This window comes from Bilifractor porci (assembly GCF_009696005.1).
GTDB lineage: Bacteria > Bacillota > Clostridia > Lachnospirales > Lachnospiraceae > Bilifractor > Bilifractor porci.
In genome coordinates this window covers 246,709-262,766 of the sequence record NZ_VUMV01000001.1, presented here as the reverse complement: position 1 = coordinate 262,766, position 16,058 = coordinate 246,709, and the positions used below count along the sequence as shown (strand labels likewise).

Annotated in this window: 14 protein-coding genes and 1 pseudogene; all 15 read left to right on the top strand. The window is 52.4% G+C overall.

Annotated elements, in window-relative coordinates:
* Positions 1-208: 208 nt before the first annotated feature.
* The 15 genes and pseudogenes from FYJ60_RS01160 to pyrH all read left to right on the top strand — a co-directional run bounded on the left by FYJ60_RS01160 (position 209) and on the right by pyrH (position 16,032).
* A complete protein-coding gene (locus FYJ60_RS01160; protein WP_154456756.1) occupies positions 209-661 on the top strand; it encodes an NUDIX hydrolase in 453 nt (150 codons plus the stop codon).
* A 90-nt stretch (positions 662-751) separates the two neighbouring features.
* Complete coding sequence (locus FYJ60_RS01155; protein WP_154456755.1) at positions 752-1,087, top strand: hypothetical protein; 336 nt, start codon at positions 752-754, stop codon at positions 1,085-1,087.
* The gene (locus FYJ60_RS01150) at positions 1,088-2,113 is read left to right on the top strand and encodes a DUF2953 domain-containing protein (RefSeq protein WP_154456754.1); all 1,026 of its coding nucleotides are present in this window, start codon (positions 1,088-1,090) and stop codon (positions 2,111-2,113) included.
* Positions 2,114-2,131: 18 nt separating this feature from the next.
* Positions 2,132-2,521, top strand: a complete 390-nt coding sequence (locus FYJ60_RS01145; protein WP_154456753.1) for a GerW family sporulation protein — start codon at positions 2,132-2,134, stop codon at positions 2,519-2,521.
* 97 nt (positions 2,522-2,618) lie between these two features.
* Positions 2,619-2,804, top strand: a complete 186-nt coding sequence (gene rpmB, locus FYJ60_RS01140) for a 50S ribosomal protein L28 (RefSeq protein WP_154456752.1) — start codon at positions 2,619-2,621, stop codon at positions 2,802-2,804.
* Between the two features lie 457 nt (positions 2,805-3,261).
* Positions 3,262-5,352, top strand: a complete 2,091-nt coding sequence (locus FYJ60_RS01135) for an elongation factor G (RefSeq protein WP_154456751.1) — start codon at positions 3,262-3,264, stop codon at positions 5,350-5,352.
* A 211-nt stretch (positions 5,353-5,563) separates the two neighbouring features.
* A pseudogene (locus FYJ60_RS01130) lies at positions 5,564-6,595 on the top strand (branched-chain amino acid aminotransferase); the annotation flags it as partial.
* 231 nt (positions 6,596-6,826) lie between these two features.
* Positions 6,827-8,329 (top strand): aminotransferase class I/II-fold pyridoxal phosphate-dependent enzyme, encoded by a 1,503-nt coding sequence (locus FYJ60_RS01125; RefSeq protein WP_154456749.1) that lies wholly within the window; start codon positions 6,827-6,829, stop codon positions 8,327-8,329.
* 1 nt (position 8,330) lies between these two features.
* Positions 8,331-9,083, top strand: a complete 753-nt coding sequence (locus FYJ60_RS01120; RefSeq protein ID WP_334296174.1) for an exodeoxyribonuclease III — start codon at positions 8,331-8,333, stop codon at positions 9,081-9,083.
* A 131-nt stretch (positions 9,084-9,214) separates the two neighbouring features.
* A complete protein-coding gene (locus FYJ60_RS01115; RefSeq protein ID WP_154456747.1) occupies positions 9,215-11,128 on the top strand; it encodes a hypothetical protein in 1,914 nt (637 codons plus the stop codon).
* 76 nt (positions 11,129-11,204) lie between these two features.
* A complete protein-coding gene (gene ilvB / locus FYJ60_RS01110; RefSeq protein ID WP_154456746.1) occupies positions 11,205-12,827 on the top strand; it encodes a biosynthetic-type acetolactate synthase large subunit in 1,623 nt (540 codons plus the stop codon).
* A 5-nt stretch (positions 12,828-12,832) separates the two neighbouring features.
* Positions 12,833-13,312 carry an acetolactate synthase small subunit gene (gene ilvN, locus FYJ60_RS01105; protein ID WP_154456745.1) on the top strand — a complete coding sequence of 160 codons (480 nt, stop codon included), beginning with the start codon at positions 12,833-12,835 and terminating at the stop codon, positions 13,310-13,312.
* Positions 13,313-13,315: 3 nt separating this feature from the next.
* A complete protein-coding gene (locus tag FYJ60_RS01100; RefSeq protein WP_235903276.1) occupies positions 13,316-13,924 on the top strand; it encodes a DUF5662 family protein in 609 nt (202 codons plus the stop codon).
* Positions 13,925-13,943: 19 nt separating this feature from the next.
* Positions 13,944-15,263: an aspartate kinase gene (locus FYJ60_RS01095; protein ID WP_154456744.1), complete on the top strand. Its 1,320-nt coding sequence runs from the start codon at positions 13,944-13,946 to the stop codon at positions 15,261-15,263.
* Positions 15,264-15,327: 64 nt separating this feature from the next.
* Complete coding sequence (gene pyrH / locus FYJ60_RS01090) at positions 15,328-16,032, top strand: UMP kinase (protein ID WP_154456743.1); 705 nt, start codon at positions 15,328-15,330, stop codon at positions 16,030-16,032.
* The last annotated feature ends 26 nt before the right edge of the window (positions 16,033-16,058 follow it).

The following is a 16,058-nucleotide window of genomic DNA, read 5'->3' as shown; positions in this document are numbered from 1 at the left end:
TTCATTGCTTCGCAATTCCCGCAATCCTCCCGCCATTCGCAATCTCGCAGAATCCTTATAAAACAAGGGTTCTGCTTCTTGCTCATGTCGGGGGCGGGTCCCAAGGTCAAACGCCTTTTCGCGCAAGCACGAAGGCGTTAAGACCTTGGGACCCTGGTATCATATTAGTTCTGAAAAAAATAAAAAGAAACGGAGAAGGGATCTGCGGATGGAAGCCACCAGTTGCGGAGGAGTAGTTGTTTTTCGCGGAAAATTGCTGACATTATATAAGAACTACAAAGGGCGCTATGAAGGCTGGGTGCTTCCCAAGGGGACGGTGGAAAAGGGGGAGACCCCGGAACAGACCGCGCTCCGCGAGGTTGCGGAAGAGGCGGGCGTCCGCCCTGTGATCATGGGATATATCGGGACAAGCCAGTATTCCTTTTTTGTGCCGGAGGGAGAGGTCCACAAGGAGGTGCACTGGTTTCTGATGATGGCCGACAGCTACCACAGCAAGCCCCAGAAGGAAGAATATTTTCTGGATTCCGGTTATTATAAATACCATGAGGCGTATCATCTGCTGAAGTTCTCCAATGAGAGGATGATACTGGAAAAAGGCTACCGGATGTACCAGAAGCTGAAACAGGGAGGCCTGTGGGTTCCGGCAGAAGGACAGGGATAATGCTGCGGCTGCAGTCCGGTTCCGTCTGGTGCCGGCGGATCCCGGAAGAGGACAGGAAAAACCGAAAAATTCAGGAGGTTTCAGTCGGTTATGATCCGTTTTGCGGAACATCTTTATGTGGGCGAAACTGCCGCCCGGAAAAAGAAAAAATATATCAGGGAGATTCGGGACGGAAAATTCCGGCCGGATCTGTACCTGATTACTTATTCGGCAAGTGACAGGGATATGCTGGACATTGTCTGCTCTGTCTATCTCCGTCAGGAGGCGCTCAGAAAGCGGCTTCCGGAAATTGTAGGCATTGCATGCGGAAGAAGTGAGGCGCTGGAGCTGGTCCGGAAAATGGTTGAGGACTGTTTTGCGGCTGTCGGAAACTGTAATGTGCGCGATTACCTGAAATCGCTGGAAACATCAAAAGAGGAGAATTAGATGGCAATCATGCTGCATGTTCTTGGAATCATAGGCAAAATCCTGCTGATTCTTCTGTGTATTCTTCTTGCCCTGCTGCTTCTCCTGCTGCTGGTGCCCTTTCGGTACCGCGCGGATATCAGAAAGCATGGAGATACCGTAGGAGTTCACGCAAAGGTTTCCTGGCTGTTTCGGGCCATATGGTTCCGGTTTGATTTTGTTCATGAGGAAAAAAACACAAGGACAACCGATCTGCGGATATTCGGGATACCCGTCCTGAAGCTGATTTCCGGCCGTAAATCCGGAAAAAGCAGGCCGAAAAGCCACCCGCGCAGGGACGGAGCCGACGGGAGGAAAAAAACCGAAACAGACAAGGTTTCCGCGCGGGAAGAAACAGGAAAAAAGGCGCGTACAGAGGAAGAAGCCGAGCGCAGGATGCGCGAGGGGGCAAAAAAGAAGCCGACCGTCCGGCCCGGAGAGAGGACAGAAAAAGCGCAGGGCGGACCGGAAGTCCGGGTATTTCACCGGAAACAGCCGGGCTTGCTGGAGAGGCTTTCCGCGAACATCATGGCTTTTACCGGGAGAGTAAAAAGAACGGTAAAGAAATTCTTCTCCAATCTTGCGGAAGCCTGTGGTAAAATAAAAAAATGGAATGCATATCTGCATTCGGAGCAGTTCAGAGATGCATTAAGAGTGATAAAGGAACAGGGTATTCCTCTTCTGAGGCACGTACTTCCCAGAAAAGCGGAAGGTACAGTGGAATTCGGTATGGAGGATCCGGCTGATACAGGTGAAATTCTAGGGGCAGCCGCCATGTTCTTTGCACTGATTCCGGAGGAGCTTCATATTATTCCGGATTTTACACAGAAGAAACTGGAAGCGGATGTGACGCTCCGCGGACATATTATTCTGTTTCCTGTTCTTATCAGAGTACTCAGGATATTACTGAATAAAAACGTCAAGGCGTTGATTCGGGTAATCCGTAAAAAAAATCCCGACGCGGCAGCAGGGCACAAAACATCCGGACAGGATCACAAACAGAAATAGAAACAGGGAGGATTGAAAATGGCAGATAAAACAGAATTTTCTGATAATGTAGAGGCACTGTTTAAGGGACTGGACGGTTTCCTGACGACCAAAACCGTAGTCGGCGAACCGATTAAGGTTGGCGAGAGCACCATGATTCCTCTGGCGGATATTTCCTTCGGGCTGGCCGCCGGTGCATATGCGGGGAATTCCAAAAACAACGGCGGGGGCGGAATGGGCGCAAAGGCAAGCCCGACAGCGGTCCTTATGATCGATAAGGACGGAACCACAAGACTGGTAAGCCTGAAGAATCAGGACGCTGTCGCCAAGATTCTGGATATGGCGCCGGATATCGTGACGAAGATAAAAGACGCCGTAGGCGGAAGTAAAAAAGCAGAAGAAAAAGACAGCCCGGAATTTGAGGATTAATTAAAATACACTCTTGCAAATGTCCGGTTATTCTGTTAAACTAGTCTAGTCGTGAGCCGTAAGGCTGACATAAGTTGATTTTTAAGGAGGTGTGATCATGGCAAAGTGTGCTATCTGCGATAAGGCCGTTTACTTTGGTAATGCCGTCAGCCATTCTCATAGAAGATCCAATAAAACGTGGAAAGCAAATGTGAAGTCTGTTCGTGTTAAGACTCCGCAGGGAAACAAGAGAATGTATGTATGTACCAGCTGCCTGAGAAGCGGTAAAGTAGAGCGCGTGTGATCATGCGCCTCTGGACGGAATCCTGCAGACAGGGACGTCCGTTTTATTACATTCAGTTCAATGAAAATCCGACCTTAGCGGCCGGATTTTTTCTTTTCCTCTTTTCTTCCGCTCCATCTTTTCCTGGACCATCTTTCTCAGCCCTGTTCCATTTTCCCTTGCATCACTCTATTTTTCCCGGGACAAATGTATTGGTTCTTAGTCCTGCGCCATTTTCATTTGCATCACTCTATTTTTCTTGGGACAAATGCATTGGTCCTCAGCCCTGCTCCGTTTTTGTCGGCCTCAGCCGGAGATGCGTACCATCAGCCTCCGCAATTTACGCAAATTTGTGCAGAATTCATATTTGTATTGAAAAATAAACTTATTTTTAGTAGAATATACCCATGGTGTGTCTGATAATTAAATTTACGTTTCAGAATATACCGAAAAAACTACGCATGGGAGGTTACAATTTATGGAGGTTTACAGAACAGACAGGGTCCGTAACGTCGCGGTTCTAGGGCACGGCGGCGCCGGTAAGACAACATTGGTAGAAGCTATGGCCTATTTATCCGGTATCACCAGCAGGCTCGGAAGCGTCGGCGACGGAAACACCATCAGCGATTACGATAAAGAAGAAATCAAACGTAAATTCTCAATCAATACATCAGTTGTTCCCATTGAGTGGGGGAAACACAAAGTTAATATTCTGGATACACCCGGTTTCTTTGATTTTGTCGGAGAGGCAGAGGAAGCAGCCGCGGCGGCGGATGCTGCGGTTATTGTAGTCTCCGGCAAGGCAGGCGTGCAGGTAGGAACGCAGAAGGCATGGGATCTCTGCGAGCGCTACAGTCTCCCGCGCATCTTTTTTGTAACGGACATGGACATTGATGATGTCAGCTACCGTGAGGTCGTGGAGAAGCTGCAGGAAATGTACGGCAAGAGAATTGCCCCGCTGCACATGCCGCTTCGTGAAAATGGAAAGTTCTACGGCTACATCAATATTGTGAAAAACAAGGGACGCCGTTATATCAATAAAAATGAAAAAGAAGAGTGCCCGATTCCGGATTACGAGGAGCCCTATCTCTCCAAATACAGGGAGGTACTTCTGGAATCTGTCGCGGAATCCAGTGAGGACTTCATGGACCGCTATTTCGCCGGGGAGGAATTTTCTGTTGCGGAGATCAGCGCTGTTCTGGCAAACAATGTGGAGGACGGAAGCATCGTTCCCGTCTGCATGGGCTCGCCGATCAACCTGCAGGGGGTAAAGATTCTCCTGGATGATATTGTCGGCTATTTCCCGGATCCCTCCAAGCGCAAGCGCGCCGGACTGGACAGGACCAACAATGATACCTTTGACGCAGATTACGACTTCCAGAAGCCGAAGTCGGCTACAATTTTCAAAACGATCGCCGATCCGTTCCTGGGCAAGTATTCCCTGCTGAAAGTATGCTCCGGCGTTATCAAGAGCGATGACACCCTCTATAATGTCACACAGGATGTGGAGGCGAAGGTCGGAAAGCTCTATGTGATGTGCGGAAATAAGGTGACGGAGGTTCCGGAGCTCCACGCGGGAGATATCGGAGCTGTCGCAAAGCTGGCAAGCGCAAGAACAGGGGATTCGCTGGCAACAAAAGCCCATCCGGTGGAGTACGGCCCGATTGCCCTCTCTAAGCCCTATACAGCAAAGAGATACAAGGTTGTGCAGAAAGCGGATGTGGACAAGGTCGCGCAGGGTCTTGCAAGACTGGCATCCGAGGATCTGACCATGCGTGTAGTGAATGATTCCGCGAACCATCAGTCGCTGATTTACGGAATCGGTGATATGCATATTGATGTCATCGTAGCCAAACTTCTGAACCGCTATAAGGTGCAGGTAGAACTCTCAAAGCCGAAGATCGCTTTCCGGGAGACCATACGTAAAAAATCCGACGTGGATTCCAAGTATAAGAAACAGTCCGGCGGACACGGCCAGTACGGTCATGTAAAAATGCGCTTTGAGCCCTCCGGCGATCTGGATAAGCCGTATGTCTTTGAAGAAGAGGTGGTCGGCGGATCGGTTCCGAAGAACTATTTCCCGGCGGTAGAAAAGGGACTGGCCCAGTCTGTGGAATCCGGCCCGCTTGCCGCATACCCGGTTGTAGGGGTAAAGGCGGTTCTGTATGACGGCTCCTACCATCCGGTAGATTCCTCGGAGATGGCATTCAAGACCGCTACTGTTATGGCTTTCAAAAAAGGATTTATGGAAGCAGATCCGGTTCTTCTGGAGCCCATTGTATCTCTCCATGTAACCGTTCCGGACCAGTACACCGGTGATGTGATGGGAGACCTGAATAAACGGCGCGGCCGTGTTCTGGGCATGACGCCGGACAAGAGCGGACTGACAGTAGTTGAGGCGGAGGTTCCGGAGATGGAGCTTTACGGCTACTGCAACAGCCTTCGTTCCATGACCGGCGGCGCGGGAGACTTTGCCTACGAGTTTGCCCGCTATGAACAGGCACCTGCAGATGTGCAGAAACAGCAGGTAGAGGAAAGGGCAAGCAAGATTACCCAGGTGGAAGAGTAAAACAAGGTTTTTATTTGTATATCCTTCTTTTGTTCCAGGCATGTGCGTATGCGGAAAGATTCCGTGTGACGCACATGCCTGCTTCTCTGGAATGAAGATGAATAAAATTCAATGAACAGATAAGCAGGATGAAACAAGTGCCCGACTGTTGACAAGAAAAGCGGCGAAAAATATAATAGCAAAGAAGTAAGAAGTCAGACAGGAGGACAGAACAATGGCAAAGGATATTGATTGGGGAAGTCTGGATTTCAGCTACCGACCCACAGATTACAGTTACGTTTCCATGTATAAGGACGGCAAGTGGGATGCGGGGAAGCTGACAGCGGAACACACGGTGACAATGAGCGAATGCGCCGGTGTTTTACAGTATTCCCAGTCTTGTTTTGAAGGCCTGAAAGCATATACAGAAGAGAACGGAAAAATCGTATGCTTCCGACCGGATTTGAATGCGAAGAGAATGGCAGATTCCTGCAGACGTCTGGAGATGCCGGTTTTTCCGGAGGACAGGTTCCTCAAAGCTGTTGACGAGGTGGTTGCGGCGAACAAGGACTGGGTTCCACCCTACGGATCCGGCGCGACGCTCTATATCCGTCCCTTCATGTTCGGCTATAATTCAGTCATCGGTGTAAAGCCGGCGGATGAATACATGTTCCGCATTCTTGTTACTCCGGTCGGCCCGTATTTCAAGGGCGGGGCAAAGCCGGTTGTTGTACGGATTCCGGATTTTGACCGCGCGGCGCCGCATGGCACAGGCGGAATTAAGGCAGGACTGAATTATGCCATGAGCCTGCATCCGATCATGGAAGCGCACAGAGAGGGCTTTAACGAGAACATGTATCTGGATCCGGCTACCAGAACAAAGGTAGAGGAGACGGGCGGAGCCAATATCATCTTTATCAAGGATGGCGGAAAAACTCTGGTCACCCCGAAGTCGGATTCGATCCTTCCGTCCATCACCAGACGGTCTATCTGCTACATTGCGGAAAATATGCTCGGCATGAAGGTGGAGCACAGACCGGTCATGTACAGCGAGGTTCCGGAGTTTGAGGAAATGGGACTCTGCGGGACAGCAGCTGTCATCTCTCCTGTCGGAAAGATTTTTGATCACGGGAAAGAAATTGATATCCCCAGCGGTATGGAAAAAATGGGGCCGACCCTCCAGAAACTGTACGACACTCTCACCGGAATCCAGATGGGACGGATTGCCGGACCGGAAGGCTGGGTTCATGAGATCAAGTGCTGAGTCCTGACCTTCTGAGGCGCACGCCTGCATAGCGTTTTTAGCAGGTAAACAGAACAATCAGAACAGACAAACAGACTCCCCGGAGTATCCCGCCATTCAGACGGCTTCCGGGGAGTTTCCTGTTTTCTTTACCTTGCCAGATCGGTTTCGGTGGGGTAGGATAAAGAAGAATCCTGTTCAATATAGTGAAAAATCAGAAAATTCAGAGAAGACGGGAGAAAGTATTCCATTATGCTGGATCAGTCCAGGACACCATTATTAGACGCAATTAAAAAATTCCAGGAGGAGGATCCGGCTTATTTCCGGATTCCCGGCCACCGGTTCGACAGGGGAACGGACGAAAAAGCCCGGAAGCTTCTGGGACGCAAAGCTTTCTGCGCAGATCTGACAGAGGCAGAGGGTCTGGATGACCTGCACCAGCCGGAGGGAGTCATTTACCAGGCAGAGGCGCTGGCGGCGGATCTGTTCGGATCCGACTGCTGCTGGTTCCTGGTCAATGGAACAACCTGCGGCAACGAGGCGATGATTCTTGCCACAGTCCGGGAGGGGGAAAAAATACTTGTTCCCAGAAACGCGCACAAATCCGTCCTGATGGGGCTGGTTCTCAGCGGGGCGGTTCCGGTATGGATGCAGCCGGAATATCTGGAATCCTGGAATATTTCGGGGGCGGTCCGTCCGGAAACGGTGGAAGAGGCACTGAACCGGGATTCCGGAATCCGCGCGGTATTTCTGGTAAGCCCGACGTATTACGGGATCTGCAGCGATATCCGGAAAATCGCGGACATCTGCCACGCGCACGGCGTACCGCTGTTAGTGGACGAGGCGCACGGCGCACATCTGTATTTTTCGGAGAGCCGCCCCGGAGGCGCAATAGCGCTGGGCGCGGATCTCTGCGCGCAGAGTACACATAAGACGCTGGGCAGCTTTACGCAGAGCTCCATGCTGCACTTAAAAAGCAGCCTGGTAAACAGAAACCGGGTGGAAGAAAGCCTGAAACTGGTCATGAGCACCAGCCCTTCTTACCTTCTGATGGCATCCCTGGACGGGGCAAGACACCAGATGGCGGAGGAGGGAGGAAAGCTCTTTTCGCAGGCGGAAAGCCTGGCGCGGAAAGCCAGGGAGCTTCTCTGTGAAGTCCCCGGCATCTCTGTGCTGACGGAGGATAACGCACATTCCCGCGGGAAAATCAGCCTGGATCCGCTGCGGGTGGTGTTCCGTGCCGAAAGCCCGAAAATACGGGGCTATCAGCTGCAGGACAGGCTTTTTGCGGAAGAACTGGTCAGCACGGAGCTGGCAGATGAAAATAACGTTGTCGCGGTAATCACCTGGGGAAATACAGAGGAGGATATCCGGAGGCTGGCGGAGGCGGCAGACGACATTGTCAGCATGACGCCGGACATCACCGGGAACAGCTATCAGACGGAGGAAGAACGGCAGAACTTATCGTTCCGGATTCCGGAGCAGGTCATGACGCCCCGCCGGGCATGGATGAGCCAGAGCAAGGCCTGTTATCTGGAGATGGCGGAGGGTCAGGTCTGCGCGGAGAGTGTGATCCCTTATCCACCTGGAATCCCGATTCTTTATCCGGGGGAAAGAATTACCAGAGAGGCGGCAGAAGCGGTCCGGTTCTGCAGGGATCATCGCCTGCATCTGCACGGCTGTGCGGATACAACGCTTCGGACGCTGCAGGTGGTCACCGCTTATGCGGGGAAGGAAGGAGGACAGATTGACTGATATCCGATTTATTTCCTGGAATGTAAACGGCCTGCGGGCCTGCCTGAAAAAAGGCTTTATGGATTATTTCACAGAGGCGGACGCGGATTTTTTCTGCATTCAGGAGAGCAAGCTCCAGGACGGACAGATTGATCTGGAGACAGAGGGCTATTATCAGTTCTGGAACTACGCGGAAAAAAAGGGCTACTCCGGAACCGCGGTTTTTGCCCGCAGGGAGCCGCTATCTGTTTCCATGGGAATGGGTATAGAGGAGCACGACCGCGAGGGGCGGGTGATCACGCTGGAATACCCGGATTTTTATCTGGTAAATGTCTACACGCCGAATTCACAGGACGGCCTGAAGCGGCTGGATTACCGGATGAAATGGGAGGACGATTTCCGCGCTTTTCTGGGCGGGCTTTCCCGGAAAAAGCCGGTTGTTGTCTGCGGAGACATGAATGTCGCCCATGAAGAAATCGATTTGAAAAATCCGAAAACTAATCATACCAATGCCGGATTCTCCGATCAGGAGAGGGACAAGTTTACACAGCTGCTGGAGTCCGGATTCACAGATTCCTACCGCAGCCTCTATCCGGATCGGGTGGAATATTCCTGGTGGTCGTACCGCTTCCATGCCAGAGAGAAAAACGCGGGGTGGCGGATTGACTATTTCCTTGTCTCGGACAGCATCCGGGACCGGATCACAGACGCGTGCATCCACACGGATGTGACGGGTTCCGACCACTGCCCCGTGGAGCTTGTTTTGAAGGGATAGACCCGGGCGGCACAGAAATTGCGCTGTTTAAGGACACAGAAGAAGTGTACCGTTAAGAAATCCGGATAAAAAAAGATATTTTCAAGAGAAGACAAAGCCAGCGTGCAGACGGCGGAAAAGGAGACAGGCGTATGCAGAACAGGACAGATTACGCAGTGACCATGGGAAGGCCGGAGCATCCCGGAGCATGGTCGGAGGGAAACCGGGTCGGCTTTACCGTAGAGCTTCCGGAGGGGGCGGAGGCAGAACTTCTGCTCTACCGCGAAGGAGAGGAACTTCCCTGTCAGGAAATCCCTCTGCCGGAGGAAAAAAGAATCGGGCTGGCAGCGTCTGTCTGTGTGGAAATTCCCGAGGGAGAGAACCTGGAATATAATTACCTGGTGAACGGCCATGTGGTCAGTGATCCCTGTGCGTCCGGAATCCGGAGACTTCATTTCCATCATGCCGCGCCTTCTTCTGTCCGTACGGGAGAGGGGACGCAGGAGCCGGAGGACAGGGAGGAAATCCGCTGCAGCTGGCAGAGGAGTGGCAGGGTAAAAACACACCCGCCGGTGATTCCCTATGAGGACTGTGTTTTCTATAAGGCAAATGTAAGAGGCCTGACCATGGAAAAGCCGGCGGGCGTCAGGCATCCGGGTACCTTTCTTGGACTGCAGGAATTCATTCCCTATCTGAAAAATCTGGGAATCAATTCCCTGATCCTGATGCCGCTGTACGAGTTCACGGAAGACCCGGCAAAGACAGAACAGTTTTATCTGCTGGATGATTCGGTAAGGGTCAGAAAGCCGGCCGGAGGAAGCCGGAAGAAGAATTACTGGGGATATGCCGAGGGGCTTTATTTCACGCCGAAGCTGTCCTACAGCGCCACGGGAAACCCGCAGCAGGAGTTTGCAGAAATGACGGACGCCCTGCACCTTGCCGGAATCCAGCTGATACCGGAGTTCTATTTTCCTCCGGAAGCCGGCGGCAGGCAGGTTACGGATGTGCTCCGCCACTGGCTTCTTACCTACCGGATCGACGGCTTTCACCTGGTCGGCCGGGGAGACTGGATCTCCACGGTCAGGACGGATCCCCTGCTGAAAAAAAGCCTGCTTCTGTACACGGACTTCCCGGATTCGATCCGGGAGTTTCGCTCCCAAAAGCCGCATTCCCGCAGCCTGGGTATTTATAACCTTGGCTATGAACAGGCCATGAGGCGCTTCCTGAAAGGGGATCCGGACTGCGCGCCGGAAGAAATTGCCGGCCTGCTGCGCAGAAACGACAGCGGGTGCGGGTACCTGAACTTCATGGCGGATCAGGACGGCTTTACCATGGCGGACATGGTTTCCTACGAAGAAAAGCATAATGAGGAAAACGGGCAGAATAACCGCGACGGTTCCGACTGCAATTATTCCTGGAACTGCGGGGAGGAAGGCCCCAGCAGAAAGAAGGCGGTCAGAGCCCTGCGCAGGCAGCAGCTTCGGAATGCGTTCCTTCTGGTCATGACCGGACAGGGCTCGCCCATGCTCTATTCCGGAGATGAAGTCCTGAACAGCCAGGGCGGCAATAACAACGCGTGGTGCCAGGACAGCAGGACCGGATGGGTTACCTGGAAAAAGAGCCGGGACATAGAGGAAATGTTCGCCTTTGTGAAAAACTGCATCACTTTCCGGGAGGAGCACCCGGTGCTGCGCCAGAGGCAGCCCCTGCGCATGTCGGATTATAAAAAAACGGGATTTCCGGACATCTCGTATCACAGCCACACGGCCTGGATGTATGAATCCGGGCAGACAAAGGCCGGCATCGCCGTCCTGTACAGCGGCGGCTACGCGGAAAAAGCCCCCGGTGTTCCGGATGATATGATCTATATCGCCTACAATATGTACTGGCGGGCGCAGTCCTTTGCCGTACCGGCTCTTCCGGCGGGCGGGCAGTGGTATATCAAGGCAGATACCTCTTCGGAAGAAGGATTTTACGCGGGAGACGGTATTCCCCTGAAAATGCCGGAGGACAAAAAGACTTTTGAGGTGCCGCCGCGCACGGTGGTCATCCTGATCGGGAAGTAAAGAAAACATTGGATTGTTTTCTTCATTGTGATATGATCCTTTTCAAAGCGAAAATTTGCTGGCAGGAGGTTTCTACATGATAACAGGTGCACAGGCATTGGTAAACGGTTTACGGGATCAGGGCGTTTCCGTGTGTTTCGGATATCCCGGCGTAGCCATTGCTCCTTTTTATGACTGTCTGGCACAGCAGACAGAAATCCGTCATATTCTGGTCAGAACCGAGCAGAGCGCGGGCCATGCGGCCAGCGGTTACGCGAGAATGACAGGAAAGCCGGGTGTCTGCATCACGACATCCGGTCCGGGCGCGACTAATCTTATGACAGCACTGGCCACGGCTTACGCGGACAGCGTGCCTCTGATCGCCATAACCGGTCAGGTGTCCTCGCAGCTGCTCGGACACGATGTCTTTCAGGAGGTAGATACCACAGGAACCGCGGAGGCATTCGTGAAGTACAGCTATCTGGTCAAGAACGCCGCGGATATTCCCAGAATTATCAAAGAGGCATTCTATATCGCCAATTCAGGAAGAAAGGGACCGGTTCTGATTGATGTTCCGGTCGATATTCAGAAAAGCAGCTTTAAGGAGTATGAGCCGGGAGAGATTAACCTGCGCGGTTACAAGCCATACACAAAGGGAAATTCGGTTCAGATTGCAAAGATTTTGAAACTGCTCGACAAGGCGAAGCATCCGCTGATCTGCGTCGGCGGAGGTGTCATTCTCGGAGACGCGATTTCCGAGGTGCGCCAGTTTGCGGAAAAGACAAATATTCCTGTCGTCTCCACGATGATGGGAATCGGTGTGATGCCGAAAAATCATCCGCTTTACTTCGGTATGCTCGGATCTAACGGGAAGCCGTATGCAAACCGCGCTGTGCTGAAAAGTGATGTGATGGTGATCGTGGGCGCAAGGGTGGCGGACCGCGCCATCACAACGCCGAACAACGTGGAAAAAAACACCACTATCATCCATATCGATATCGATACGGCCGAGATCGGGAAGAACATGGGATTTACCATCCCGCTGGTCGGCGACGCGAAATATATTTTCGGAGAGATGCTGGAAAAATCGGAGGTGGGAAACCACAGGGGGTGGATCGAAGAACTGCAGGAAATCAAAAAATCCTGTGTGGATCCGCGGGTATTCCATGACGAGTATGTCAATCCCTGCCGCTTTGTCCAGATCCTCAGTGACAAAATGGATGACAACGCGGTTTATGTTGCGGATGTTGGGCAGAACCAGATGTGGTCCGCCGACAATTACATCACCAAACGGGGGCGGTTCCTGACCACCGGCGGGCAGGGAACCATGGGCTATTCCATTCCGGCGGCGATCGGCGCGAAGCTTTCCGATGAGAACCGCCAGGTAGTGGCTGTCTGCGGAGACGGCGGATTCCAGATGAGCATGATGGAGCTCGGAACCATGCGCCAGCACCATGTCCCGATCAAGATTGTCATCATTCAGAATAATTACCTGGGCCTGGTCAGGGAGTACCAGCATAAAACCTACCACGACCGCTATATGGCGGTTTCCCTGGAGGGAAGCCCGGACTACGAGAAAATAGCGGAGGCTTACGGAATGCCTTACTATTATCTGGAGAAAAACGAGGACATCGAGAAGACGGTTGATGAATTTCTCGCGGAAAAAGGCGCGGCGCTAATGGTCTGCAGGGTCTATGAGCTGGATCAGGTAAAGGGGTGAGGCAGATGAGAGGAATTTTTTCAGTTACGGTAGAAAACCGCTCTGGTGTTCTTTCCAAAATTGCAGGTCTGTTTGCGCGCCGGGGCTTTAATATTGAACAGCTTACCGTAGGGGAGACGGATGATCCTACGGTTTCCAGCATTACGATTGTCTCGGAGGGAGACGACCGCACGATGGAGCAGATTGAAAAGCAGCTGAATAAGCAGATTGACGTGATCAAGGTCCGCCATCTGAACGCGCTGCACAGTATCGAGAGAGAGGGTGTGATCATCAAGGTGAATTACACCCGGTCCAATCGTCTGGATATCATGGAAATCTGTTCCGTCATCGGAGCCAGAATTGTTTACATGGGGACGCAGAGCCTTGTCATCGAATATTTCGGAGAACCGGAGATGGTACAGAGCCTGCTTCTGAACTTGCGTCCGATGGGGATTCAGGAGGTTGCCAGGACAGGAGAGCTTGCCCTGCAGAAAGAGCAGAAATAACGAATGAGCTACGCACGGGAGCATTTTCACACAATAACAACACACAAACTGCTGGTCGCCGGGTACTGCTTCCGGATGGGACTGTACCGGCAGGGCCTGATGCATGACCTGTCCAAATATTCTCCAACGGAATTTCTGGAGGGAGCCAGATACTGGCAGGGAACCAGGAGCCCGAATAACGCGGAGCGCGAGGCCACGGGCGTTTCTCTCGCTTGGCTTCACCACAAGGGGCGGAACAAACACCATTTTGAATACTGGATTGACTACGGAATCAACTGTGATACAATCATCAAAGGTGTGCCGATTCCGCGCCGCTATATCGCGGAGATGGTGGCGGACCGGATCAGCGCTTCCAGGGTTTACCTGGGAGATGCCTATTCGGACCGGGAGCCGTATCTGTATTTTGCCAGAAGAGGGGACCATCTCTGGTTTGTTCATCCTCAGGTAAAAAATGACTTGCTTTACCTTTTGGGAATGCTTTCGGAAAAGGGAGAAGAGCGGACCATCCGCTATATCCGTTTTCAGTATCTGAAGGGGCGGCAGGTTCCAGAGGTTTATCACGAGGGAGAGGACTTTCCGGAACCGGCGGAAATGTTCCGGAATCAACAATAGGCAGGAGAATAGATAACAGATGAAAAAGGTTGTTAAATTCGGAGGCAGTTCACTTGCCAGCGCAGAACAGTTTGAGAAGGTAGGAAAAATTATCCGCGCGGATGAGGGGCGCAGGTTTGTGGTGCCCTCCGCGCCGGGCCGCAGGTTCGCCGGCGATACAAAGGTTACGGATATGCTGTACGACTGCTATCATCAGGCGCAGCAGGGGCAGGACTTCAGCGGGACGCTTGCCAATATCAAGGACCGGTACGACGCCATTATCCGGGGGCTGGATCTCAAGCTTTCTCTGGACGAGGAATTCCGGATTATCGATAAGAATTTTCACGCGCTGGTCGGAGAGGACTACGCGGCTTCCCGCGGAGAGTATCTGAACGGACTGGTAATGGCCGCTTTCCTGGATTATGAATTTGTGGATGCGGCAGACGTCATTGCCTTTGACGAAGACGGTTCTTTTAACGCGAAAAAGACGGACAGCCTTCTGTCGGAGCGTCTCTCCGGAACAGAGTGCGCGGTCGTTCCCGGATTCTACGGCGCCAAGCCGGACGGCAGCATTCATACATTTTCCAGAGGCGGCTCGGATATCACGGGTTCCCTCGTGGCAAGGGCCATTCATGCCGACATGTATGAGAACTGGACCGATGTTTCCGGTTTCCTGATGACAGACCCCAGGATTGTGGAGGACCCTGTCACCATCTCCACCATCACCTATCGAGAGATGCGGGAGCTTTCCTACATGGGCGCTACCGTTCTTCATGAGGACGCGGTATTCCCGCTCCGGAACGAGGGAATCCCGATCAACGTGAGAAATACCAACCGTCCGGAGGATCCGGGCACGATGGTTGTGGAGAGTACCTGCAACAAGCCGAAATACACCATCACCGGCATCGGCGGGAAGAAGGGCTTTGCGTCTATCACGATTGAAAAGGCCATGATGAACTCCGAGGTGGGCTTCGGAAGAAAGGTTCTGCAGGTCTTTGAGGACTGCGGCATGACCTTCGAGCATACGCCGTCCGGTATTGATACCTTTTCTGTCTACGTCAATCAGCATGAGTTTGAGCCTCACGAGCAGCAGGTCATCGCCGGCCTTCACCGCATGGTACATCCGGATATGATCGAGCTGGAATCCGACCTGGCCCTGATTGCCGTCGTGGGACGCGGCATGCGCCGCACACGCGGAACTGCCGGAAGAATTTTTTCCGCCCTGGCACACGCCCATGTCAATGTAAAAATGATTGACCAGGGATCCTCCGAGCTGAACATCATTATCGGTGTGGAAAACCGCGATTTTGAGACCGCGATACGTGCGATTTACGATATCTTCGTCATTTCACAGCTGTAAAAGCAGGTTTTGTGGTATAATTTCTTCAGGACATTTCTTCTGACGATTGGAGGAAGCAGAACAAATGAAAAGAGTGTTACTGAAACTTAGCGGTGAGGCACTGGCAGGAGAGAAGAAAACCGGATTTGATGAAGAGGTAGTCACAGGAGTCGCCAAACAGGTCAAACAGCTTGTTGACGAGGGCGTACAGGTAGGCATTGTAATCGGCGGAGGGAATTTCTGGAGAGGAAGATCCAGCAAAAACATCGACAGGACAAAAGCAGACCAGATCGGGATGCTTGCAACCGTGATGAACTGTATCTATGTCTCGGAGATTTTCCGCTCACAGGGGATGATGACGTCGGTTCTCACACCTTTCGAGTGCGGCGACGTCACCAAGCTTTATTCCAAGGACCGCAGCAACAAGTATTTCTCCAGAAACATGGTTGTGTTCTTTGCGGGCGGGACCGGACATCCGTATTTTTCCACGGATACGGCGACCGTACTGCGGGCGGTGGAAATTGACGCGGACGAAATCCTGCTGGCAAAGGCAGTGGACGGTGTGTACGACAAGGATCCCAAGGATCATCCGGACGCCAGAAAATTTGACCGGATTTCCATTCAGGAGGTCATTGACAGAAAGCTTCAGGTTGTGGACATGACCGCTTCCATTCTCGCAATGGAAAATAAAATGCCGATGGTTGTGTTCGCCCTTCAGGAGAAAGACAGTATTATCCACGCGGCGCACGGAGAGACAACCGGGACAGTCGTTACGGCGGATGCCTCCTGATGCGGAGAGACAGCCGGAACGGTGTT

Excerpts from the sequence above, each read along its gene's own strand:
- FYJ60_RS01160 (WP_154456756.1), top strand. The coding sequence starts at position 209 with ATGGAAGCCACCAGTTGCGGAGGAGTAGTTGTTTTTCGCGGAAAATTG.
- FYJ60_RS01155 (WP_154456755.1), top strand. The coding sequence starts at position 752 with ATGATCCGTTTTGCGGAACATCTTTATGTGGGCGAAACTGCCGCCCGG.
- FYJ60_RS01150 (WP_154456754.1), top strand. The coding sequence starts at position 1,088 with ATGGCAATCATGCTGCATGTTCTTGGAATCATAGGCAAAATCCTGCTG.
- FYJ60_RS01145 (WP_154456753.1), top strand. The coding sequence starts at position 2,132 with ATGGCAGATAAAACAGAATTTTCTGATAATGTAGAGGCACTGTTTAAG.
- rpmB (WP_154456752.1), top strand. The coding sequence starts at position 2,619 with ATGGCAAAGTGTGCTATCTGCGATAAGGCCGTTTACTTTGGTAATGCC.
- FYJ60_RS01135 (WP_154456751.1), top strand. The coding sequence starts at position 3,262 with ATGGAGGTTTACAGAACAGACAGGGTCCGTAACGTCGCGGTTCTAGGG.
- FYJ60_RS01125 (WP_154456749.1), top strand. The coding sequence starts at position 6,827 with ATGCTGGATCAGTCCAGGACACCATTATTAGACGCAATTAAAAAATTC.
- FYJ60_RS01115 (WP_154456747.1), top strand. The coding sequence starts at position 9,215 with ATGCAGAACAGGACAGATTACGCAGTGACCATGGGAAGGCCGGAGCAT.
- ilvB (WP_154456746.1), top strand. The coding sequence starts at position 11,205 with ATGATAACAGGTGCACAGGCATTGGTAAACGGTTTACGGGATCAGGGC.
- ilvN (WP_154456745.1), top strand. The coding sequence starts at position 12,833 with ATGAGAGGAATTTTTTCAGTTACGGTAGAAAACCGCTCTGGTGTTCTT.
- FYJ60_RS01100 (WP_235903276.1), top strand. The coding sequence starts at position 13,316 with ATGAGCTACGCACGGGAGCATTTTCACACAATAACAACACACAAACTG.
- FYJ60_RS01095 (WP_154456744.1), top strand. The coding sequence starts at position 13,944 with ATGAAAAAGGTTGTTAAATTCGGAGGCAGTTCACTTGCCAGCGCAGAA.
- pyrH (WP_154456743.1), top strand. The coding sequence starts at position 15,328 with ATGAAAAGAGTGTTACTGAAACTTAGCGGTGAGGCACTGGCAGGAGAG.